Source organism: Leptodesmis sp. (assembly GCF_052746595.1).
Map to the genome: position 1 here is coordinate 1 of NZ_JBRAGO010000056.1, position 21,874 is coordinate 21,874.

The 21,874-nt window shown below is 49.4% G+C and carries 28 protein-coding genes; 9 read left to right on the plus strand and 19 right to left on the minus strand.

Features of this window, described 5'->3' with window-relative positions:
- Positions 1-49: 49 nt before the first annotated feature.
- The 4 genes from ACUVQO_RS13305 to ACUVQO_RS13320 are packed head-to-tail and all read right to left on the minus strand — an operon-like array spanning position 50 to position 1,783.
- Positions 50-1,024 (minus strand): M20 family metallopeptidase, encoded by a 975-nt coding sequence (locus ACUVQO_RS13305; RefSeq protein WP_445926354.1) that lies wholly within the window; start codon positions 1,022-1,024, stop codon positions 50-52.
- Positions 1,025-1,054: 30 nt separating this feature from the next.
- Positions 1,055-1,231, minus strand: a complete 177-nt coding sequence (locus ACUVQO_RS13310; RefSeq protein WP_445926355.1) for a hypothetical protein — start codon at positions 1,229-1,231, stop codon at positions 1,055-1,057.
- Between the two features lie 16 nt (positions 1,232-1,247).
- On the minus strand, positions 1,248-1,451 hold the full coding sequence (locus tag ACUVQO_RS13315; protein ID WP_445926356.1) for a hypothetical protein: 204 nt from the start codon (positions 1,449-1,451) through the stop codon (positions 1,248-1,250).
- 5 nt (positions 1,452-1,456) lie between these two features.
- Positions 1,457-1,783 (minus strand): flavin reductase, encoded by a 327-nt coding sequence (locus ACUVQO_RS13320; protein ID WP_445926357.1) that lies wholly within the window; start codon positions 1,781-1,783, stop codon positions 1,457-1,459.
- A gap of 865 nt (positions 1,784-2,648) precedes the next feature.
- On the opposite strand from ACUVQO_RS13320, the gene ACUVQO_RS13325 reads away from it, so the two are divergent.
- The 4 genes from ACUVQO_RS13325 to ACUVQO_RS13340 all read left to right on the plus strand — a co-directional run bounded on the left by ACUVQO_RS13325 (position 2,649) and on the right by ACUVQO_RS13340 (position 6,038).
- Positions 2,649-2,939, plus strand: a complete 291-nt coding sequence (locus ACUVQO_RS13325) for a hypothetical protein (RefSeq protein WP_445926358.1) — start codon at positions 2,649-2,651, stop codon at positions 2,937-2,939.
- 51 nt (positions 2,940-2,990) lie between these two features.
- Positions 2,991-3,179, plus strand: coding sequence for a hypothetical protein (locus tag ACUVQO_RS13330; protein WP_445926359.1), 189 nt, complete (start codon positions 2,991-2,993; stop codon positions 3,177-3,179).
- A gap of 513 nt (positions 3,180-3,692) precedes the next feature.
- Entirely contained in the window at positions 3,693-5,639 is a 1,947-nt protein-coding gene (locus ACUVQO_RS13335; protein ID WP_445926360.1) for a protein kinase domain-containing protein, read from the plus strand.
- A 3-nt stretch (positions 5,640-5,642) separates the two neighbouring features.
- Entirely contained in the window at positions 5,643-6,038 is a 396-nt protein-coding gene (locus ACUVQO_RS13340) for a WD40 repeat domain-containing protein (RefSeq protein WP_445926361.1), read from the plus strand.
- A 183-nt stretch (positions 6,039-6,221) separates the two neighbouring features.
- Here the strand turns inward: ACUVQO_RS13340 and rpmA are convergent, their stop codons facing one another.
- The 6 genes from rpmA to ACUVQO_RS13370 all read right to left on the minus strand — a co-directional run bounded on the left by rpmA (position 6,222) and on the right by ACUVQO_RS13370 (position 11,293).
- Positions 6,222-6,482, minus strand: coding sequence for a 50S ribosomal protein L27 (gene rpmA / locus ACUVQO_RS13345; protein ID WP_233742973.1), 261 nt, complete (start codon positions 6,480-6,482; stop codon positions 6,222-6,224).
- A gap of 83 nt (positions 6,483-6,565) precedes the next feature.
- Entirely contained in the window at positions 6,566-6,946 is a 381-nt protein-coding gene (gene rplU, locus ACUVQO_RS13350) for a 50S ribosomal protein L21 (protein WP_445926362.1), read from the minus strand.
- A gap of 195 nt (positions 6,947-7,141) precedes the next feature.
- Positions 7,142-7,900: an ABC transporter ATP-binding protein gene (locus ACUVQO_RS13355; protein ID WP_445926363.1), complete on the minus strand. Its 759-nt coding sequence runs from the start codon at positions 7,898-7,900 to the stop codon at positions 7,142-7,144.
- Positions 7,901-7,990: 90 nt separating this feature from the next.
- Positions 7,991-8,428, minus strand: coding sequence for a response regulator (locus ACUVQO_RS13360; protein ID WP_445926389.1), 438 nt, complete (start codon positions 8,426-8,428; stop codon positions 7,991-7,993).
- A gap of 282 nt (positions 8,429-8,710) precedes the next feature.
- A complete protein-coding gene (gene sir, locus ACUVQO_RS13365; RefSeq protein WP_445926364.1) occupies positions 8,711-10,684 on the minus strand; it encodes a sulfite reductase, ferredoxin dependent in 1,974 nt (657 codons plus the stop codon).
- Positions 10,685-10,999: 315 nt separating this feature from the next.
- Positions 11,000-11,293, minus strand: coding sequence for a YggT family protein (locus tag ACUVQO_RS13370; protein WP_445926365.1), 294 nt, complete (start codon positions 11,291-11,293; stop codon positions 11,000-11,002).
- A gap of 187 nt (positions 11,294-11,480) precedes the next feature.
- Between ACUVQO_RS13370 and psbX the strand changes: the two genes are divergently transcribed.
- On the plus strand, positions 11,481-11,600 hold the full coding sequence (gene psbX, locus ACUVQO_RS13375; protein WP_445926366.1) for a photosystem II reaction center protein PsbX: 120 nt from the start codon (positions 11,481-11,483) through the stop codon (positions 11,598-11,600).
- Between the two features lie 359 nt (positions 11,601-11,959).
- Positions 11,960-12,739 carry a Ycf66 family protein gene (locus ACUVQO_RS13380; RefSeq protein ID WP_445926367.1) on the plus strand — a complete coding sequence of 260 codons (780 nt, stop codon included), beginning with the start codon at positions 11,960-11,962 and terminating at the stop codon, positions 12,737-12,739.
- Positions 12,740-12,996: 257 nt separating this feature from the next.
- Here ACUVQO_RS13380 and ACUVQO_RS13385 read toward each other — a convergent pair whose 3' ends face one another.
- Together ACUVQO_RS13385 and ACUVQO_RS13390 are read right to left on the minus strand one after the other, a co-directional pair.
- Entirely contained in the window at positions 12,997-13,182 is a 186-nt protein-coding gene (locus ACUVQO_RS13385; RefSeq protein WP_445926368.1) for a chlorophyll a/b-binding protein, read from the minus strand.
- Positions 13,183-13,185: 3 nt separating this feature from the next.
- Positions 13,186-14,256, minus strand: a complete 1,071-nt coding sequence (locus ACUVQO_RS13390) for a succinate dehydrogenase/fumarate reductase iron-sulfur subunit (RefSeq protein ID WP_445926369.1) — start codon at positions 14,254-14,256, stop codon at positions 13,186-13,188.
- A 540-nt stretch (positions 14,257-14,796) separates the two neighbouring features.
- Between ACUVQO_RS13390 and ACUVQO_RS13395 the strand changes: the two genes are divergently transcribed.
- Positions 14,797-15,204 carry an AbrB family transcriptional regulator gene (locus ACUVQO_RS13395; RefSeq protein WP_445926370.1) on the plus strand — a complete coding sequence of 136 codons (408 nt, stop codon included), beginning with the start codon at positions 14,797-14,799 and terminating at the stop codon, positions 15,202-15,204.
- Positions 15,205-15,256: 52 nt separating this feature from the next.
- On the opposite strand, the gene cbiT is transcribed toward ACUVQO_RS13395, so the two are convergent.
- From cbiT to ACUVQO_RS13420, 5 genes are all read right to left on the minus strand, one after another.
- On the minus strand, positions 15,257-16,159 hold the full coding sequence (gene cbiT, locus ACUVQO_RS13400) for a precorrin-6Y C5,15-methyltransferase (decarboxylating) subunit CbiT (protein ID WP_445926371.1): 903 nt from the start codon (positions 16,157-16,159) through the stop codon (positions 15,257-15,259).
- 48 nt (positions 16,160-16,207) lie between these two features.
- Complete coding sequence (locus ACUVQO_RS13405) at positions 16,208-16,366, minus strand: SAM-dependent methyltransferase (protein WP_445926390.1); 159 nt, start codon at positions 16,364-16,366, stop codon at positions 16,208-16,210.
- Positions 16,291-16,563: a hypothetical protein gene (locus ACUVQO_RS13410; RefSeq protein WP_445926372.1), complete on the minus strand. Its 273-nt coding sequence runs from the start codon at positions 16,561-16,563 to the stop codon at positions 16,291-16,293. The genes ACUVQO_RS13405 and ACUVQO_RS13410 overlap by 76 nt, the downstream gene beginning before the upstream one ends.
- Positions 16,564-16,684: 121 nt before the next feature.
- Positions 16,685-17,311, minus strand: a complete 627-nt coding sequence (locus ACUVQO_RS13415; protein ID WP_445926373.1) for a cobalt-precorrin-8X methylmutase — start codon at positions 17,309-17,311, stop codon at positions 16,685-16,687.
- A gap of 112 nt (positions 17,312-17,423) precedes the next feature.
- On the minus strand, positions 17,424-18,209 hold the full coding sequence (locus tag ACUVQO_RS13420) for a DUF1868 domain-containing protein (protein WP_445926374.1): 786 nt from the start codon (positions 18,207-18,209) through the stop codon (positions 17,424-17,426).
- Positions 18,210-18,488: 279 nt separating this feature from the next.
- Between ACUVQO_RS13420 and holA the strand changes: the two genes are divergently transcribed.
- Both holA and ACUVQO_RS13430 read left to right on the plus strand, forming a co-directional pair.
- On the plus strand, positions 18,489-19,478 hold the full coding sequence (holA, locus tag ACUVQO_RS13425) for a DNA polymerase III subunit delta (protein ID WP_445926375.1): 990 nt from the start codon (positions 18,489-18,491) through the stop codon (positions 19,476-19,478).
- Between the two features lie 216 nt (positions 19,479-19,694).
- Positions 19,695-20,039 carry a DUF4168 domain-containing protein gene (locus ACUVQO_RS13430; protein WP_445926376.1) on the plus strand — a complete coding sequence of 115 codons (345 nt, stop codon included), beginning with the start codon at positions 19,695-19,697 and terminating at the stop codon, positions 20,037-20,039.
- A gap of 193 nt (positions 20,040-20,232) precedes the next feature.
- Here ACUVQO_RS13430 and ACUVQO_RS13435 read toward each other — a convergent pair whose 3' ends face one another.
- Entirely contained in the window at positions 20,233-21,228 is a 996-nt protein-coding gene (locus ACUVQO_RS13435) for a DnaJ C-terminal domain-containing protein (RefSeq protein ID WP_445926377.1), read from the minus strand.
- A gap of 100 nt (positions 21,229-21,328) precedes the next feature.
- Positions 21,329-21,844 (minus strand): AAA family ATPase, encoded by a 516-nt coding sequence (locus tag ACUVQO_RS13440; protein ID WP_445926378.1) that lies wholly within the window; start codon positions 21,842-21,844, stop codon positions 21,329-21,331.
- Positions 21,845-21,874 lie beyond the last annotated feature (30 nt).

The window sequence follows — 21,874 nt, forward strand, 5'->3', positions numbered from 1 at the left end:
AACCCCTCAATAGTTAAATCAAGTTAAAAATTGAGTCTTTCTAAATTGGCTATCTGGCTTGCAATGGTGGATCGATCAGCGATCGGGCTAACAGTGCCGATCGCTCCACCAGTTGATCCAGGTAGACACATTCCCCCACCGCGTGAGCATTTTCCCCTACGGCTCCCAACCCATCTAAGGTGGGTGCATACAAACTGGTCGTGTTGCCGTCTGAGCTACCTCCTGCCGTTCCTTCCTCAACCTCAATGCCCAATTCTGCTGCGGCCTGTTGGGCCTGTTGCCAGAGTTGCCGATTCCCTGGCGTAGCCTCCATAGGCAGGCGATCGATCCGGCCTTCAATCACCAGTTCTGTATTCGGGGTCGTCGGTTGCAAATTCAAGATTGCCGCTTCTAGATCGGGAACATCTTCCTTATGCAACACACGCACATCCACCAGTGCTGTACTTTCCGGAGCAATTACATTCGACCCAATACCACCATCGATCGTACCAACATTGACACTAATACCCCGTTGAGGATTATTGAACGCAAACAGCTTCTGAATCACAAACGACAATTCCAGAATTGCACTGGCTCCTTTTTCTGGCTCTAACCCCGCATGAGCCGCCCGCCCTTTGACGCGAATGGTAAATTGTCCTACCCCTCGTCGTTGTGTTTTCAGCCGACCTGTGGGGCCAAGGGAAGGTTCCATGACAAATACCCGATCGGCCCGTTGCGCCAATCGCTCAATGTGGGGTGTGGACTCTTCACTGCCAATCTCCTCATCCGAATTCACCAACCAGACCGGTGGCACGATCGGCGTAATATCCAATGCTTGTAAAGCTTCTAAAGCAAACAGGGTGATCACCAGACCCGCTTTCATATCATAAGTGCCAGGGCCATACAGTTTTCCTTGCTTCGTAATTAGAGGCATGGTAGTGAGGGTGCCCAGGGGCCAAACGGTATCGGAATGGCCGAGCAGGAGTTGTAAGGGTGGACGATCGCTGGCACTGGAGAAAGGATCTCGCCGTTCGGGAACGGCCACCAGATGTCCCCCTGTGTGCAGCCCAGGAATTCATCGCACTCGATAAGCCCGTTTCTCTAACGCCTCCTGGAGCAGCATAAACACGGGTTGTTGAGCCGCAGGCAGCGCTGAAGGAGATTCTGCCCGTACCAACCGTTCCAGGAACTGCGTCATTTCGTCCTGGCGTCTATGTAAGTAATCCAACAATCGATGACTTGTCCGCACCATAGCCCCTGCTCCAATGTCATCGCTTAAATCCAACATGAAACGGAAAGGCGGCACTCTGATCGATGGTTGTATAACGACCAGGAGAGATATAAGCTAATAACGGTGATTGCGCTAGAACATCTTGATCATCTTCATCAGATAACCGTTGAGCCTGCTCTTCCACATGAGCCGCCACAATCTTTCCAATAATCAGACTGTTCATCCCAAAGCCATCAATCATTCGATCTAATTCACATTCCAGGTAAAGATAGGCATGGCGCAGAAAACCCCATCGACCACGGAGGCTGGCAGGATTGGTAGAGCCGCCAGCGCAGGTTTCGCATCCTCTTCACAGCGGGGTGCAGCGGATAAACTGGCCAAAACCACCTGTTCGGGACGGGGAAAACTGACCGTAAATGCCTGCTCCCGCAATACATTTTGATAGGTGTGATGGCGTGGGGTACAGACAAAGCCAAAGTAGTTCTCCCAGCCGATCGGCATCGCCATGTGTTTAGGAGCCAGATCATACCCGCCGTCTGGCTCCCGCGTCCCAATGACAACCAGGGGAGCCACCAGGAAGAACCTGTCCTAAATGGGCTGACTCAAATCTAAGCTGACGATGCCATCACAAACCGAATGGGGCATAGCAGTTATCTCCCCAGAATCTTTATCCGCAAGATGCACTTCCTGCGTCCATCTGATTTCATCATACCGGGCAACCTAGAAGCGATCGCATTGACCAAACAACTTGTAATGGAATTCAGGAATTTAAACCTTGTCTAAGTCCAGAACCATAGTTTCTCCGATCGGGAAACGACCATTCTCTAGCTGAACTAAGTTCAGTTACCTTAACCTTGCGTTCTGCTGTTTGGTATCGAACACCCTATCACCCTCAAAGCAGATTCTGAACGTTATGAATAAAAATATGGAAAAATATCAAGTTAGCAATAGTTGACTACAAATGAAAATTTCACCTTAGAGTGAGATTATAGCCATGCTTAGAATCGTTTATTAAGGTATTAAGGACACGTTTACTTTAAAGTGTTTCTCGATTAGGATATATGCTTTTCAATAAACTCGCCTAACTGAGCTACATCAATAAGCTTATATTGTTGAGTGTGGAAATTCAGATCGTCTGTCAATCAATGTGAAATTAATTGGACAGGCGAGGCAAAAGATGTTTCTACCGAATAATTTTATTTAAAGATGCAGTTGGTTCACTAATTGTACAGACGGACGCTTGCCTCTGCAGAACATTTAAGCCTCCATTCAACTGAAGGGAGGCGAATTATGAAACTTTTTGACACCACTTCAATCAATCTTCTCATAACTTCTTCTCTTGCTTTCAATCCCGATGCTTCTGCTTTTGCTCTGTTGACTTCTCAGGATGCTTATGGCTTTTCTGACCCCCTGCAGAATGTCAATCAAACTAGTTGCAATGTCCGTACCAAAGCTGGCCTCTACAATGCAGACTTTTGCATGGCGCAAATGCCCTACTTACGCTACCTACGATCGAGTTACTCCTACCTCCGGTCGGAGGCTGAAAGGGATGGGTGATCTGGATGGCAATGGCAAGACAGACTTGTTCTGGTATGACCAGCAAACTGGGGAAACATCCGCCTGGATGATGAATGCGACGAGTTGCTCTGGCAGGGTTTCTTTTGGTACGCTTGTACTCAAGGATGGCTGGAGCTTTGAAGACTTGGCAGATGTAACAGGAAATGGTTGAACCGATGTCATCTGGTACAACCAGAAAACGGGGCAAACTAAAACCTGGTTCATGAATGGCACCAATCCCCCAGACCGCATTAGGCAACAGCAAGACATATGCTCTTACTTTGATCTGCAAGCGATCGGTGATTTTGCAGGCAATGACAAGATGGAACTATTCTGGCGCAACTATGGCATGTTTAGCACCGAAACTCGAGTTTGGTTGATGGACATGGACAACGACAGCTACTCCGTTTAATCCTTCACAGAACCCACGACTTTTGGCTGGCAGGTGGTGTCGATGAATCCAATGACTGGTCGCTATTTGGGATAGAAGTAGATTAGACCTGATCTTTCCTGTTGCGTTAACTCTTCATGCTGTTTCCATACTAATGTTTTCAGGAATACTCATCACCCTGAAGTCGCGGCTATACCGAGAAAACCTGCCGACGCAGGTTACTGAAAACCTGGACTGTATAGAGTCTGCGTCGGCAGAGTGGGTGAGTGTAGTCGCGGTTTGAACCGCCAGATACTTTTCAAACGCCCTCTTAAGCCTTACTGAAGAGGCATGCCAGGGGTTATCAGTGAGCAGATGATGTTGATTGCCCATGATTGTGTTGCTCCTGGCCGGTGGCTATCAATGGCATATCACTAACCCCCTGAATCCAGAGCCGTTAGTTCGAGCCATCATGGCGCTGACCCATTTGCCAAGTTGTTAAACCTGCTTTCCTGCGGTCGTCTATCATAGGCTGTACCCAGTTTCGTCCTGGTTATGACTTACTGCCTGAACCCTGATTGTCCCAAGCCCCGCAATCCTCAGACTGCTAAGCTCTGCCGTAGTTGTGGAGCCAAACTGCACCTGAAAGATCGCTATCGGGCGATCGCCGCGATCGGACAGGGAGGTTTTGGCAGAACATTTCTGGCGATCGATGAAGATAAGCCGTCTAAACCACGGTGCGTGATCAAGCAATTTCTGCCGATCGCGCAGGATCCCCGTAGCCTCAAGAAAGCGGCCAATCTGTTTGCTCAGGAAGCCGTCAGATTGGAGGAGTTGGGGCATCATCCCCAAATTCCCGAATTGCTGGCCTATTTTAACCAGGAAGGACAGCAGTATCTGATCCAGGAATTTATTGACGGCAGAAATCTGGCCGATCGAGTAGCGGAGCAGGGGCCATTCTGCGAGGCTCAGGTACGGCAAGTTCTCACCAGTCTGTTACCCGTTCTAGACTTTGTCCATTCCCATAAGGTGATACATCGGGATATTAAACCCGCTAATCTGATCAGTCCTACAGGTCTGGGGGTAAGACGAGGCTTGCCCCAACCCGGCCAACCCGACTGGACAGGGCTACAACAGGCACTGGCGACAGAAACAGCTCAAGGCTTCCGCAATTTTTCCACTTCCACCTACCGCTTCAGTGAAGTCATCAGCCTCAGTCTAGCCTATCCTCCCAGGGATTTAACGATCGCCTTCTATCAGCGAACCCAGCAACTGGCGATGCAATTTGCCCGGTATGCCAGCTTGCCTCCCCTACAGCGACAATATCTGGTCACGGAGGCGACCCGTCTGTTAGCGGAAATTCGACAACTGTATGGGACGAATTCTGGGCAAATGTCTCTGGGGCGATTAGTGCTGGTTGATTTTGGAGCGGCAAAATCGGTTAAGGGGCTGGAATTTTTGCAAACGGGCACTAAAATCGGCAGTCCGGAGTATGCGGCCCCAGAACAAGCCAGGGGGAAGGCTGTGTTTTCCAGTGATCTATACGGTCTGGGAGTGACTTGCATTTACCTGTTAACGCAGCGATCGCCCTACGACTTGTTCGATAGTCATCACAATTCCTGGGTCTGGCGCAATTATGTACCTACTCCCATCAGTGATTCGCTCGGACAAATTCTAGATCGCCTCCTGGAAGTGGCCATTCCCCGACGCTATCAATCTGCAGCCGAAGTGTTACAAGACCTGGAAGCAACCGCGATCGTGTCTCCTGCTGCCTCTATTCCCATTTCTCCGTTGACTCTGCAAGCGGCCTCTCCAGTGGCTCCGATTTCTCGGCAGGCTGCCGTTCCTCAACCCTTGGTGGCCCATCATCAACGGAATGGCTCTCTGGAAGCATTTCCTAAGCCCTCCTTCCAGATTACTCCCCGTCCCCGCTTACCTTTTCCAGAAGACGTAGAGCCGATCGCCCCACCCGTAACCGAGGAAAGCCCGCCACCAGAACCACAATTGCAATCCGGTTGGCAGTGTCTGCATACCGTTGAAAGTCCAGGTCGGGTGTATGCGATTGCGACCAATTCTACCGATCCGTTATTAGTCAGCAGTAGTGGCAATGCTTTGAAGCTGTGGGATAGGGAAACCCTGCAGCCACTTCGCACATTAACGGGGCATCTCGATATTATTCCGGCCCTAGTGGTAAGTTCTGATGGCAAACTCCTGGTTAGTGGCAGTGCTGACAAAACGATTAGCCTCTGGGAGTTACCGTCAGGCAGACGACTTTCAAAGTTAGCCGCTCATGCCGATACCGTGTTAGCCCTGGCCATTTCTGCTAATGGACAACTCCTGGCCAGTAGCAGTTTTTATGACCCTATCACTATTTGGGATTTGCACAACAGACAGAAGCGCCATGGCTTACTGGGGCATTCCGCCCGCATCGATGCATTGGCCTTCAGCCCAAATGGAGAAATTCTGGCCAGTGGCAGCGGCGATCGCACAATCAAACTGTAGAATGTGGATACGGGCGAAGAGATTCGTACCCTGGAAGGTCACACGAACCAGATTACGGATCTGGCCTTCAGTCCGGATGGGAACACGTTGGCCAGTAGCAGTTGGGATGGCACCGTAAGATTCTGGAACCTGAAAACCCGCCGACCAGGACGGATTCTGAATCTGGAGTCCGGGCGAGTGAACGCGATCGCCTTCAGTTCTGATGGCAAGAAGTTAGCGATCGCCAGCAATACCTTACAGATTTGGACGCTACCTAGTAAAAAGGTCATTGTATTCTCCAAACCCACCGAAAGTGTTGTGGATGTTGCCTTTGGGCCAGAGGATCAACTCCTGTTCAGCGCCCACAGCAATCGCGCCATCAAAGTCTGGAAATGGCAGGAAAAAGCTCAAAAAAACTAGGGACAAACGATTGTTTGTCCTCAGCAAAATTTAGAGAATTTGTATCGGGCATCCAGCGGTTAAAACCGCAACCACACTCACCCAGTCTGCCGACGCAGACTTAATAAAATCGAGGTTTTCAGTAACCCGCGTCGGCAGTTTTTCTCCGTATAGTCACGACTTCAGTCTTTAGGGTGACTAAAGTTACTCCGCTGCTGGGTAAACGCTTACTTTTTTGCGGCTCTTCCCAAAGCGTTCAAAGGTAACAATGCCATTCACCAGGGCAAACAGGGTGTCATCATTGCCCCGACCTACATTGTTTCCAGGATGAATTTTAGTGCCGCGTTGGCGCACCAAAATATTTCCTGCTTTTACCACCTGGCCGCCATAGCGTTTTACGCCCAGGCGCTGAGCATTAGAGTCGCGTCCGTTTCTGGTACTACCTGTTCCTTTCTTATGAGCCATGCTTGCCTCACCTTAGTTGTTTTTCTGTACGCCTGTGCAGTTTCTAGAATAGCCTTTTAGAAGCCGAAAGGGTTGGCGATCGCCTACTCTTCGGTTTCCGCTGCATCACTGGTTGCAGCCGCAGCCTTTGAATTGGCTCCCGACTTCTCTCCCAGACTGATGTTATCGATCATCAGACGAGTCAATTCCTGACGGTGCCCCTGTTTCTTGCGGGTTTTCTTTTTGGGCCGCATTTTGTAGACAATCACTTTTCGGCCCCGCAGGTGCCTCATGACTGTTGCTTCTACGATCGCCCCTTCTACCAGGGGTTGACCCACTTGAATTTCACCATCGCTTTCCACAAACAGAACCTTATCGATATTCACCTTCGCATCAGGTTCTGCGGCCAGCCGTTCTACATCGTAAAACCGTCCAGGCTCAACCCGCAGTTGTTTACCGCCTGTTTCAATAATTGCGTAAGTCATGATTTTACCTCAATGATGCCGTACAGGTAGACAGCGAGCTAGATTGCTACACTGACTTTGTGTTTGACCTGATCCGAGCAGAAATATGGCCAATTTTCGATTTTCCTGAATGGCTATCCGTTCTGTCAAGCACTTTTGGCAACGTGAATCGAAGACAGCACCAAAAATTTGCTAACTGCCTACCGGAGCGGCCATTTACCACTCTAGCTCAGCCGGAGACACCTTGTTTTGATTGTGCTGCACTCGAATAATTTCGCCACTCCGCATGGTCACCACGCGATCGGCCATGGCTGCGATTCCCGCATTGTGGGTAATCACGATCGTGGTGGTACCCAACTCCTGGTTTACTCGCTCCAATGCTTCCAGAACCAGTTTGCCGGTCTTGTAATCCAAGGCTCCGGTCGGTTCATCACACAGCAGCACTTCTGGACGTTTGGCGATGGCGCGGGCAATGGCTACTCGTTGTTGTTCTCCTCCAGAAAGTTGGGAGGGAAAGTGATCCAGGCGATCGCTCAGTCCCACTAGATCAAGCGCCACTTCGGGACGCATGGGATAACGCGCAATTTCTATCACTAGGGCCACGTTTTCCCGGGCTGTCAAACTAGGGATCAGGTTATAGAACTGGAAGATAAAGCCCACGCAATCCCGGCGGAAGCGAGTCAGCTCGGCATCACTGGCATGGGTCAAATTCCGTTCATGGAAGAACACTTGGCCGCTCGTAGGGACATCCAATCCACCCAAAATATTCAGCAACGTAGATTTGCCACTGCCGGATGGCCCCAGAATCACCATAAATTCTTGATCGTACACCTCCAGATTTATCGATCGCAGCGCAAAAACTTCTACCTCACCCATCGTATAGACCTTAGACAGCCCCTGTACATGGAAACTTACACCTGCTGGGATGCTAGTTTCCAGAACAGGGCGATCGCTGGGGCGGTGATTCCAAATCATCACTTTTCACCTTCATGAGTCATCATAGAGGTCAGTCATAATAATCCCTATGCCTATCAAAACAGATCTGCATCTCACCTGGTTCAGGAGTCACTTGATATAACCATAGTTAGAGTAGCGGGTTATTTCAGCCACACCCCGATTCTGCTTCTGTTGTAACAGATGTTCCATCACGGTCAGAATTTGTTGCAATGTTAAATTTTTGCTCAAGCACGCATCTGCTTCAGAACAAATTTGTCCCGTCTCTTGTAAGTATTCTTCAGGGAAATAGGCAGAGATCAGCAGCAAGATGGGAGGTTGCCGTAGCATCTTCCGGACTTGAGTAATGACCTCAGCCCCGTCCATGCTGATCTGATGACGACGAGCAGGAATTGAAAAGTCAATCAAAGCTAAATCAAATTTTTGCGACTCAGCCAGGAATTCGTGAGCATTATTAAAAGTGGATACAGCAAAGTTTTTCTCTTGTAAAAAACGCTGTATTACAAAACACCACGTTTCATTATCATCTACTACAGCGATTCTATACATGGTTATTAAATAGTTCAAGAGCAAGGAGAGCAGACTCCTGCTTTCTTATAACTGAGATTGAACTGAAGCTAAACTACCTTAAGTGGGAGATGTTGAGTAGGAATTGAGGAGCAAACGAGATGACAGGATAATCAGATAATGAAATAGTCAGTAGCATTCCATTATCAAAACAACTGGATGATGTATTGTGTCTTGTGCGCATCAAGCGATCGACACTCTTGGATATAGTTCCAGAAAGACTCTGGCCAACCGTTCTCGGCAAAAAGTTTATTGGAATGGGAGTTAGCCCAATCCGTTCAGATAGGTTTCGATCGCCTCACCTGCTACGAGACTAACCGGTCTACCCTGTTGAGTAGCAGTTTCTACTAGGCGAGCGTAGAGATCCGGGCGGACGGTAATCCGATGGCGAATTTTGCCGGCTGGACGGGTAAGGGTCACATCAAGTTCGCTGCCCGTTTTCTCACTCTGCTCAGTAGTCTCGGCAGTCATTGCGGTACTAATTTCATAGGTAGCGGTGAATTGGCGAATGGCTTCCATGCCGACGCGATTGCAAAAATCCCCAAAGCCTTCCCCTGGCTGACGACTTTGTTTGAAATAAGCAAAGACAGGTTCCAGGGAGGTTTCCAGCTTATCAACAGGCATTTTTTCCAGATACACCTGCGCCAACCGGGTTTGATTAGGGGAGGCTCCCAGCCACACCTGATACAGGCCAGGGCCATTGCCCACAAAGGCCAGTTCCGCCAGGTAAGGACGAGCACAGCCATTGGGGCATCCTGTCATCCGGACAATGAAATGTTCATCTGGCAACCCCACTTTGTTGAGCAAGTTCCGGATGCGTTCCAGAACGCTGGGCATTACCCGTTCCGATTCGGTGGTTGCCAGACCGCAGGTGGGCAGGGCAGGACAGGCCATTGAGTCACGCACCAGAGAGTCAATTTCATCCTCTCCTTTCACGCCACAACGGCTGAGAATCTGTTGAATTTCAGCTTGATAAGCCGGATCAATCTCGTATAGCAGCACATTTTGGCTGGGGGTCAGCCGCATAGGCAGGTTGAACTTTTCGATGATTTCTCGGAGAGCAGTTTTCAGTTGCAACGTGCCTTCGTCCTTAATTCGGCCATTTTCGATCGAAATTCCCAAAAACAGCTTGCCATCGCCCTGTTCATGCCAGCCCAGGAAGTTCAAAAACTGAAACTCTGGAGTCGGCTTCATTGGTTGAATCGACTTGCCAAAGTATTCCTCTACCTTGTCCCGGAATTTGTCCACGCCCCAGTCTTCCAGCAGGTATTTCATCCGGGCATGACGCCGATCGCAGCGATCGCCATAATCCCGTTGAGTCGCCACGATTGCCTTCACCAAGGCATAAACATCTTTTTTATCGACAAATCCAATGGGATCAGCGAGGCGAGGAAATGTCTCCTCCTTATTATGGGTGCGTCCCAGTCCACCTCCGGCATAGACGTTAAAGCCCAGCAATTCCCCAGTGGAATCTGTGATGACGACCAGGCTGACATCTTGAGAAAACAGATCGACGGAGTTATCTCCTGGCACTGTCACCGCAATCTTAAATTTGCGGGGCATGTAGTACGTGCCGTAGAGTGGTTCCTCAGAATCATGAATAATCGTGCCATTGCCGTTACTTTGACGGGCAGCAACGACTTCGGGATTTTCTTCGGCTGAAATTGCTTTCTCCCCATCCAGCCAGATCTCATAATAGGCCCCCGTTTGCGGGGTGAGCAGATCAGCTATATTATCTGCATATTCCCAGGCCAACGCATATTCTGGCTTGTTTTTGTAGGGAGCAGGGGGAGCCATGACATTGCGGTTCAGGTCACCACAAGCCCCCAGAGTTGATCCCATACTTCTGACGATCGCGGCGATTGTCGCTTTCAAATTTTTCTTCAACACGCCATGCAGTTGGAAACCCTGACGAGTGGTGGCGCGAAGGGTGTGGTTACCGTACTCATCGGAGAGGCGATCGAGGGTGAGATACAACTCCGGGGGAATAAATCCACCTGGGCTACGAGTCCTTAGCATGAACTGATAGTCTTTTTCCTGCCCTTTAACCCGGTTATCCCGATTGTCCTGCTGATAGGAACCGTGAAATTTCAGGATTTGAATGGCCTCTTCGGTGAAGTGAGTTGTGTCTAAAAGCAACTCGGATGCAACGGGTTCTCGCAGAAAGTTACTGCGCTCTTTGATGCCTTCTACTTTAGAGGGTTTACGAACAACGGGAGGGGTTGAAGTGTTGACCATCGGAGCTTGCTGCAAATGACAAAGGATTGATAAAGACTACTGACCTTCCCAGAGTGACCTTTGGGTAAGAGAGGGTGGCAGAAATGGTGACTTAAACCAGATCCAGCTAGAGAACGGTCGTTTTCCCCATCAGAGAAACTCCGGCTCTGGACTTAGGACAAGGTTTAATTCCAGGGAGGCATCATTCCCGGTAAACCGATCGGGATTTGTCTAATGCTTTCCATCCTAACACTTCCCTTCAGAAACCTACCGTGTTCTTTGCATTTCTCAGTCAGGTTAAAGGGATTTTTACAGTTGCTTGATGACAGGCTTATTTCAGCCAATTCGAATCATCATCGTCAGCAGTCCCTGTTGGCCAAGCAAAATTTCCCGCAATAAGCTAAAGATACCGACCCAGAGAATGGGAGTAATATCAACTCCGCCGATCGGGGGCACAATTTTGCGGGAAGGGGCTAAAAAGGGTTCCGTTGGCAGAACAACCACATTAAAGGGAAAGCGGGTGACATCCACCTGGGGATACCAGGTGAGAATGATCCGAAAAATGAAGAGAAAGATCATGACACCCAGCAACGGGCCAAGCATCCAAAAAGCAATATCAGCAGCAGTCATAGCAGATGGAGATTTGAAGGAATATAAAGTTATCTCTCATGATCTTAGCGGGCTTCTTCCCCTTGCAGGGAATATCCTCTCGACCCTTCGGCTTGGTTCTGGAAATCTCCTTGTGTAACGGCTTCTCAAGGGTGTGACAGACCGTTAAAATAAGCAATAAATTGTTGTAAGAGAGGCTAGACCATTCATGACTCCTTCACTGACGAATTTTCTGCTGAGTTTAGTTGCTGGTGCTGTAATAGTGGTTATCCCCACTTTTGCGGCGCTGGTTTTCATCAGTCAAAAAGATAAAATTCAACGCTCCTAAGCTTGCTTGATAAAGATTCACATGATTGCCTCTAGGTGGACAGTGAGTATAGGTTTACAAATCCTATATTTGCTGAACACAGGAGGCTTTTTAGTGCGATCGACGAGTTCAGCTATCCCTATAAGTCGTATTTTCTCTACAAGTCGTATTTATAGAGAAATGAGCCAGTTTATTTGTCTGCTTTCAACCCGCGATATTACGCCATTTTCAAGCTAAGTTGTAGGGCATACTTGAGGAAGTTGGAGAACACTTAGTCAATTTTCTTGCCAGCGAAGATTGGCCTTAAGAAGATTGGCCTTAAAAAGTAGAGATTTCAGGTGTAACTCGCTAACATGGGAAGTACTTAGGAGAAAGATTCAATGGTTAACGTCGGGCTTGGTTGGAGCAGTATTGTTGGAATTTTATTGGCTGCCTCAGGGTTGGCGCTGTATTTTTTGCGCTCTTTTCGCCCGAAGTTAGCCCGCGATCACGATATTTTCTTCGCAGCAGTGGCACTGCTCTGCGGCGGAATTTTGTTCTTTCAAGGATGGCGGCAAGACCCAATTTTGCAGTTTGGGCAATTTCTGCTCACCGGGTCAGCCGTTTTCTTTGCGGTTGAAAGCATCCGCTTACGCAGTGTGACAACAGAGCAAGCCAAACGCACTACCCCGATCGTGGATGATGAACGTCCAGTAAGTCGGGTCTATAAGGCGGAACTAGATGACCTGGATGCCTTTGATCAGCGATCTCCGATCGCTCGACGAATTCGCGGTTCACGAGATACTCGTTCGGAACGAAACGACTATCGAGATGAGTATGATGGGAGCACCCGTCGTCGCACGTCTACTCGTCCTGACGACGATCGCTACGAGGGGCCAGGAAACTCCCGCCGCCGTCGTCCCCGTATCGATGAAGGTATGGGAGATGCACCAAATTATTTTTTAGAGGACGATCAGGGGCCATCTGCCAGACGCAGTAGAGGCCGGGGAGACATCCCGCCTGAAAGCACTACCCCATCTCCAGCTTCCCGCTCCAGACGACCTCGTTCTTCCGATGCTCCCGTTCGTCCCCGTGGTCGCTCCAGCTATGATGAACCGCCTTCCCAGTATGTCGAGTACCGCCCTGTCGATAACGATGACGATAGCTGGGGTGATGAATAGTTTCATGGGAAGCATGAGGAAGTATCTGGCGGTTAAAGCCGCGACTACACTCACCCAGTCTGCCGACGCAGACTCTATACAATCAACTCTATACAATCAAGATTTTCAGTAACCTGCGTCGGCAGGTTTTCTCCAGATAGCCGCGACTTCGGTCACCAGAGTGAAAAAGAGACTTGCCTTTAAAACATCCTCTTAGTTGGGAGTTCAACTCAAAACTTAAAACTGAGAACTCAAAGAGAACTCAAAATTGCTTCAGCCTACCGCAATCCCAACCACGTAAATAAATCCTGTTTCGTAACGAATTCCAGGATCAGTAAGGCCGTAAAGCCAATCATGGCAAAGCGGCCATTAATTTGTTCGGCGTAAGGAGTCCACCCAAAAGCGGGTTCTGGGCTAACGGTTGGGGACTCTGGGGGCAGCTTTTTAGGAGTTTCAGATGTCATGGATTAACCTCCAATGGGTTCAGGGGTTTCAGTGAGAGGCTCAAATTGAGCGGTTTTATCCAGCTTCTGCACAGATTCAATCAGAGCTCGCACCGTTGCCGTGCCTTCAGAGGGCTCGAACCGTTGAGGAAACTTCCGGCGAGCCATCATCCGTAACCCTAACGGCCCCAGGCTGAGTAAACCGCGAATATCACGGAAGGAGTTACCCACCACCTGCAGCCCAAACAGGCGCTCATCAATCCATCCCCCCTGCTTCACCAGTTCAATCAAAACCTTGCGGTGACGGATAGAGCGACTGTCTTTACTAGTCTTACGGTCTAGAATCTCGGATTTAATTTTGCTGATTTGATCCAGAGGAGCCACTTCCATCGGACAAACAGAGTTGCAGTAATAGCAGCGGGTACAGCCCCACACTCCAGAGGTGCCCTGATTGTATTGCTCCAGGCGCTCCTCCGTTGTCTGGTCACGAGGATCAGCGACCATTCGGAAGGCTTTGGCAAGGGCGTGAGGCCCAACAAAACTGGCATTGACATCCCTGGCATTACAGTCTGAATAGCAGGCTCCGCAGAGAATGCAGTTTCCAGGCTGATTCAACCGTGCCCGTTCTTCTGGCGTTTGCAAAAACTCCCGATCGGGTGTCTCGGTAGAGGTTCTGTTGACATAGGGAGCGATCGCCTTCAAATTATCCCAGAAGCTCGTCATATCCACGACCAGATCCTTAATCACAGGCATATTGCCCATTGGTGCGATAGTGATCACTGGAATATCTGAAGCGTGGGACGGAGGAGCACTAGAACCATCACAGTTCTCAGCAAATCCCATCGTTAAGCGACGAAGTTCACTGCCAACGTTCTCTTTACAAGCCAGTGCTGAACGGCCATTAATTCGCATACTGCAGCTACCACAGATCGTATTGCGGCAATTTTTGCGAAATGCCAGGGTGCCATCCTGTTCCCACTTAATCCGAGTCAGGCAGTCCAAAATCGTACTTCCTGGTTCAACCTCCAGGGTATATTCCCGAAGCTTAGGAATCTCGTCACACTCCTGACGAAAAATTTTGAAGAGGACTTGCATATTAAAACCAATTCTTCTATTAAATGAAGCTTCTATTTAACCATAGTCCAGATTGAAGCAAAATGCCCTTTCTCACCCATAAGCTTAGACAAAATTTTGCAACCTCTGTGGAGGCAAAATGGCTGTGTTAGCCAACCCAACCCCCCTCGGTATCAAGTTAAAGGTCGCAGATCGGGGACAAAAAGCATGTACTACTGATGCCAGCGATCTATTAACTTAGCGAAATATTTTGGCTACTCTCACTTGCATATTTTTATCTTTACTTTAATAGTCTCATTGCTTTGTACTGCAGGTATTTGCATTACCCCTGTTGTTCCATTCCTGGCAAACACGTCTTTTGGACGGGTCTTAATTCTAAAGTTTGAGTTGAGATAGGGAAATTATTAACAGCCTGGAAAAATCAATCAAAAAATATTAATGTTGAATTAGTAGTCTTCTTATTGCCAAGATAGAGGGCTTTAAGGATATATTTAAAAAAGTGGTAAAACAAACTTGTATGTAAGTTCGTCGCCCTGAAGTCTTCAGGATGTTTGAGAAAAGATGGCAGATAACCCAACTACGCCGCTAACAGGAAAAGCATTACTTCAAAAAGTAAAAGAGCTTTCACACTTACCTCGCCGCGAGACCGCCAAGCGTTGTGGATATTACACAATCACTAAGAATAGCCAGACTCGTGTGAATCTCACAGACTTTTACGACGCATTGCTAGTCGCTAAAGGCTTACCCCTTGATCCAGAAGGGGCAAAAGATGGTCGTGGCCGTGAACCAACTTATCGGGTTAGTGTTCACAAAAACGGCCAAATTGTGATCGGTGCTGCTTACACTCAGGCGATGGGTCTGAAGCCAGGAGATGAGTTTGAAATTAAGCTAGGATACAAGCACATCCGCTTGATTCAGCATGATAGTCACAACAGTGAGAGCAATGGATCTCACAGTGAAGAAGACTAAAATTCAGGTTGCTGTCGGGAGGTTGTTAAGACGATCGCCCCGCTTTTAAGTATTAGATGAATGGGCCAGTTTTAACAAATCCTCTGAATCCGTGAGGGTGTTTCTCAATCATGACCAGGGTAATCGGGTTTAGAGGAGAGAAGCGTGTCAATGCTGCAATGGGTACGGAGCGAGCAAGGTGAATTTGCAGGAGATGATGAGGCTGAGATGCACCATCTTCTTGCTGGGCATTTAGCCAGGTTAATGTCGTTGTGAGATGCTCTAAAGTAGCCAGCGCTAATACGATATGGCCTGCTGATTTTAGGCGTTGACGGCACGTTTCTAGAATTTGATCCAACTGCCCCCCACTGCCCCCAATAAAGATGCGATCGGGATCAGGCAGGCCAGATAAGACCTGGGGTGCCGAGCCATGAATTGGAATAACATTGTTAACTTGAAAGCGATCGCAGTTCTGCTGAATAAGCGCCTTACTAGCGGCTGTTTTTTCAATCGCATAAATCTGAGAACTGGGACAGAGACGAGCCACTTCAATCGATACCGAACCAGTTCCCGCCCCAATATCCCAAACAATTTGGTTGGGCTGTAAAGCCAGCTCTCCTAAAGCTAAGATCCGGACTTCCCGCTTGGTCATCAAACCAGGACGATCGCTAAAAGTTAAAAATGCCTGGTCAGGAATTCCTAATAGGGGCAACGCTTCCAAATTCAGCGATGCTGAGATGTCCGATGATCGATGCAGAATCACCACATTTAAGGGGGCAGCCGTCAGAGTCTCTAAGGACGAGAAATCAGTGATTTGTCGCACCTGTTCATCCCTTCCTCCCAGGTCCTCGCAAATCCAGAAGTGATAGGAACTGGGCAGATTCAAGGCTTGGAGCAGGTGGACGATCGCGGCTGGCGTATTGGTGTTATCGGTCAGCACCGCAATCTTATCAGCCCCCTGCTGTAACGCCTGCATTAACTCATCCAGCGATCGTCCATGTGCGCTGATGATGCGGGCATCCTGCTAGGGGAGTTTAATCCGGCTAAAGGCCAGTTGCACTGAACTGAGATGGGGATGGAAAGTCAGCCACTCAGCAGGTAATTCTGTTAATAGCAGGCGACCCAGACCGAAGAAGAGAGGATCGCCGGAGGTGAGGATGACGTCAAGGGGAGATGGGGGGATAGGGAGGGTGAGGAAAAATGAAGGTGGTGGTGGATGTGGGCGATCGCAGCAGCAAGATCTCCCAGGACAATTCGTTCAGCCTGGTGATCTGGGAAATAACTTAAATGGCGGAAGCTACCAATCAGTAAAGATGCTTGCTCCACAATCTGCAAAACCGGGTGGGAGAGTCCTGCCGCTCCCTCTAACCCGATTCCCACGACATGAATTGGACTTACTGTTGCGAATTATGAATTACAAATTATGAATTATGAGTTCTTTATCCTACCCTTCTCCATCTTCCCTATCTCCTCCATCCTCTTCACCTTCTCCTTCCCGCCTTTAGCCCTCTACTCCTTCACCCACTTTCACCCACGCCAACCCTAACAACGCATTCACGATCGCCGCTGCCACGGGAGATCCTCCCTTACGGCCCGCGACCCGGATTTGGGGAACGGGAGTTGCAGCCAGAACCGCCTTGGATTCGACCACAGAGATAAATCCGACGGGGGCACCAATGACAAGGGCGGGTTGGATGGGGGCAGGCAGACGATCGCACAGGACCAGCAAGGCCGTTGGCGCATTCCCGATGGCGTAGATGGCTGCTGGATAACGATCTAAACACTCTAAAATGCCGGTTTCTGTGCGGGTTTTGCCAGGGAGGGCTGTTTTCACCTGATGCACGGCGCTAATTACGGGATTATTGAAGGTTTGGGCTACCATGCTGGCGATCCCCTGCTTGACCATGCCCACATCAGTCACGATCGGTATGCCAGCCTGGAGAGCGGTGGTTGCCTGAGCAATCGCATCGGGGCTGAACTGAATCAGGTGTTTAAATTCAAAATCGGCGGTGCTGTGGATGACCCGCCGCACGATTTCATATTCTGCTGGGGTGACTGAGTGCTCCCCGATCTCGCGATCGATGACCGCAAAACTCTGCTCCAGGATGGGATGAAGGGGAAGACGCATGAGGAAAATTAAGAATTAGGAGGACAGCTTGGTGTGGTCTGGACTGATCACCAACGATGAGAATAAGGATTTCCCTTCTGCTCTTTGCCCTCTGCCATTTTCTAGCTGGTCTTCAAAATTTAAAGGTGGGCCAGCCAGGTTCGCGGCGATAGACGGTCATATCATCAAATTTACGAAGTTCAGCCCGTTGCATATAAAACTCTTGGGGATCACTATCCAGCCACTGTTGATTTAAGGCGATAAAGGTATTGCCTAGCTCCCACCGCTTCTCCAAGGGAGGGAGCTTGCCAAAATAGCCGAGGGTGATATGAGGGGTAAAGTAATACTGCTGTTCAATACCTAAACCAATTAAGTCGTGGTTCTGGTAGAGTGCTCGACGGAACTTGAGGATGCGATCGTAGGAGGCTTCATCAGTGGGGGCTAGGCAAATACCGACAGCGCGGGTCATCACCATGAGGCCAATAGTCTGAAACCGAATCGGTTTGCCTTCACTGAGCAATTCACAATCCCGAAAGATCGCGGCAATGCGATCGCGCAGCTTGGCTCCAAACTCTTTGTCTTCTGCCGCATGACGATAGGCACTATCCCAAATCAGATCAGCCAGGGTCAGATGAAAGCTGGATCGGGGAACGGTCGCAAAGGTTTGAGTACCCAGATGGTTCAGGATCTGCTTCTGAAACTTCTCTAACTCCACATAAAGGGGCTGATTCACAGGATCATCCTCATGGCCAGGGGGGGTCACAATGGTATAACCCGGAAAGGGAGTTGCCTGCAGTCCTTGCTCTGGATGCCACTGAAACTTCGGGGATTCCTGAATGTTCTGCACTTGAGAACGATAGGTATCCGGCAATGTCATCCGCATTGCCCGGTTCAGGTAAGTCTGAAAATTCTCGTCCAATCTGAGTACCTCGTAGGGTCACATATTGATTCTAAAACTCTGCCTGCCGGAACAGTTGCTTTTAAACCTTGTCCAAGTCCAGAACTGTAGTTTCTCTGATGGGAAAACGACCGTTCTTTCGCTAGACTTGATTTGGTTCAAACATCGATCGCAAGACTACGGCAGTAGCATGGATTGCCTCAGTCAGCAGGAAATTTGCTGATCCCCACCATACCTTAAATTCAGTCTGCCAGGATTCAGTGGACAATACAATTACTTTCACCGAGACGTGCAAGCCAGATGCCTGTTTTCTTCTATTGGGGAAATGATGATTTTGCGATCGCCCAGGCAGTCAGTGCCATCCACAAGCAGGTACTGGATCCGGCCTGGGAAAGCTTCAACTATGACAAAATTTCCCCAGAGCAGCCCGATGGCCTGGTGCAGGGCTTAAATCAGGTGATGACTCCTCCCTTTGGATCTGGCAGCCGCCTCGTCTGGTTCGTAGATACCATTCTGGGTCAACGCTGCCCAGAAGAGGTGCTGCTGGAATTGGAACGAACCTTATCCGGTTTGCCTGTTACCAGTGTGCTGCTGCTGACGGCCCGAAGTAAACCCGATAGTCGCCTGAAATCCACCAAGTTACTACAAAAGTATGCGGAGATCCGGGAATTTTCGCTTGTGCCAGCCTGGAAGACAGATCTGATTGTGAAACAGGTGCGCCAGGTGGCCCAGGAACTGGGGGTCAAACTCACTCCAGCAGCAGTAGAGCGGGTAGCAGAGGCAGTCGGCAACGATACTCGCCAACTGTATAACGAACTGGAAAAGCTGCGGGTCTTTGCGGGTCGCACCAAGCAGCCTTTAGATGAAGCGGCGATCGCCCCTTTGATCACCACGACCACTCAAAATGCCCTCAAGTTAGCCTCAGCGATTCGGCAGGGGCAAGTTGCTCTGGCGTTGGAACTGGTCGCTGAACTTCTGCGTCACAATGAACCAGCGTTGGCAATTGTCAAAACCCTGGTCGGGCAATTTCGGCTCTGGCTGTGGGTGAAGCTGATGCTGGAAGCGGGAGAGCGGGATGAAGCAGCGATCGTTGAGGCGGCTGAACTAGCGAATCCCAAACGTTTGTATTTCTTAAAACAAGAAGTCCAATTCCTTTCCTCAACTTCTCTTCTGCGAACTTTGCCCCTTTTGTTGGAACTGGAAGCCAGCCTGAAGCGGGGTGCAGACGAGTTGGCAACTTTACAGACCAAAACCATTGAGTTATGTGAAGTCTGTCAGGGAAGAGGATGATTGATCTTTTGCGTCTACCGTGTTACTTTCTCGTTGCCTGTAAACCCTTCATGAAACATTGCCATTCCAGGAACTAATCCCTCCTAAAATAATTCACAACCTATAACAACCATTCATGTGCTAGTTTCGTTAGCGTCATAATCCGCAATCATGATCAATCACTCTCTATATTTACGTTTAGTCCACTCTCGTCCACACTTGCTCCAAAGCCTAGCAATGGGCACACTCTCAGTTCTTAGCGTCGTCTCTGGAGTTGTTCCGACACAACTCGCTCAAGCACAGCCCTCGACAACCGATCTGGAGCAATATAAAAACATTGCAGTTCAAATCGAGCAACAACGGATGCAAGACTACGCTGAAGTAAAACGACTGATGGGGGGAACAGTTCCTGAGAATGTTTGCCAGCGAGGGGACATTCCTCCCAAGGTACGGGAAATTTGCGATCGCTTCGAAAAAAACTCTCGCGACATCATTCAGGCCAATGGGATGAGTATTCCCAAGTTTAACGAAATCACCCGTTACTGTCAGCAAAGCCCAAAACCAAGAGAGTGTCCCCGCTAAGCAAACCAGGTGATTTCTAAAAAATGGCTTGCGATGATTTGCAGCAGCATTTTTTGAAAAACCACCTCATCCCCTGTAAGGGCGGGTTTAAACAGAGTTCTTCATACTCAATCCCAATTAATTGACAGAACCCGCCCCCTATCATTTGCTGGTAGAACCTTCTCTTAACTTTCAGCTTTAAAATCCCAATTCCCTAAAGCCTCATGTCCTTTAACGCTGCTCGTGGATCATAGCTGCGGTTGTCCCGCAGTTTTTCGTACAATTCTTTTTCTACAGAGGTGAGGGTTTTGGGTGGGGCAATGACAATGCGAACCATTTGATCACCTCGGCCACTTTTCGGATTCGTCCAGCCTTTGCCACGTAACCGAAGCGACTGCCCCGATCGAATTCCGGCGGGAATCTTCATAGTGACTGGCCCATCGGGAGTGGGCACTTCCACCTGCGCCCCTAAAACCGCCTCGTCTGGACTGATCGGCAGTTCACAGATGAGATTATCACCCTCAAACTGGAAGAAGGGATGAGGCACAATGTCCACTGTCAGATACAGATCACCCCGTTGCGAGGTGTAATAGGGGCTGAACTGTCCTTTCCCACGCACCCGAATGCGACTACCCGGTTTAGCTCCGGGAGGAATGCGCACATCAATCACTTCATTGCCAACTGCCAGCCGCTTCTGGACTCCCTTAAAGGCTTCTGCAAGGGTCAGCGTCAGGGTAGCTTCACTATCTAGCCCAGCCCCTGCTGTAGTTCCAGGCGCAGCATCTCTAAAGCCTGTAGATCCTGTAGAAGCTCGATAGCGGCTTTGAGTTCCGCTTCTAAACCCGCCACCGCCCCCCATGCGGCCTAGTAGCTCGTTGATGAATTCTTCAAAGTTGTTGTAGCGACCAAACTCGAAGCCATCAAAATCAACACTGCCTGTAGAGCCATAACCGTAGGGCGATCGCGCCTGGTCAGCCTGCTTCCAATACTGACCAAACTGGTCATATTTACGGCGTTTGTCAGGATCAGAAAGCACTTCGTAGGCTTCGTTGACTTCTTTAAATTTGGCCTCTGCCTGACGATTCCCAGGATTCATATCAGGGTGATATTTACGAGCTAGCTTGCGATAAGCCTTCTTAATCTCATCTGCATCCGCCGACTTACTTACTCCTAACACGGCATAGTAGTCCTTAAAATCAGTCGCCACCATCAAGTTTCTCCTCTAATCGCAACGCATAGAACTTCCTATAAAGAAACGTATGGACGCATAGTTCCACCTGTTCTATTCCAACATTAACAAAAACTTTACGTTAATCAGGTGATGTCCTGGGGCATCCGAATTCACGATCTACAGGCCGGAAACCCGATCTCATCTCAATCAAACAATCAAATCCTTCTTGAATGTAGGGTGGGGCACCCCAGAGACGGCGATTCATCCGTTCAATGACGGCCTCTGGAACCTGGCGATCGCGTTGCTGGTTGCGTTGTAAACAGACCTCCAGCGGTTCGTTCAACCAGATGCCTGTGAGATGGGTAAAGCCGGATTCACGGGCCAAGGCGATCGCTTCTCGGCGGGACTTCCGCACGACATTCGTCGCATCATAAACCGCCGCTCTCGCCTCGCCTTGCTGAATTGATCGGGCGGCCTCCCGAAATTCTCGGCCAACCTCGCTCCAGACTTTCAGCCACGGACCTTGGATGGCCTCATCCCCAAATAGATGAGATCGAATGGCATCGGTTGAAATCAGCCGCCACCCTGGACGAGCTTGTAGGCAGTGGGCAAAAGAAGACTTACCGCTACCTGGAAGTCCGATCAGGATGATCACAGGAATAGGAGGTAGAGAGCAGGGGGGAGA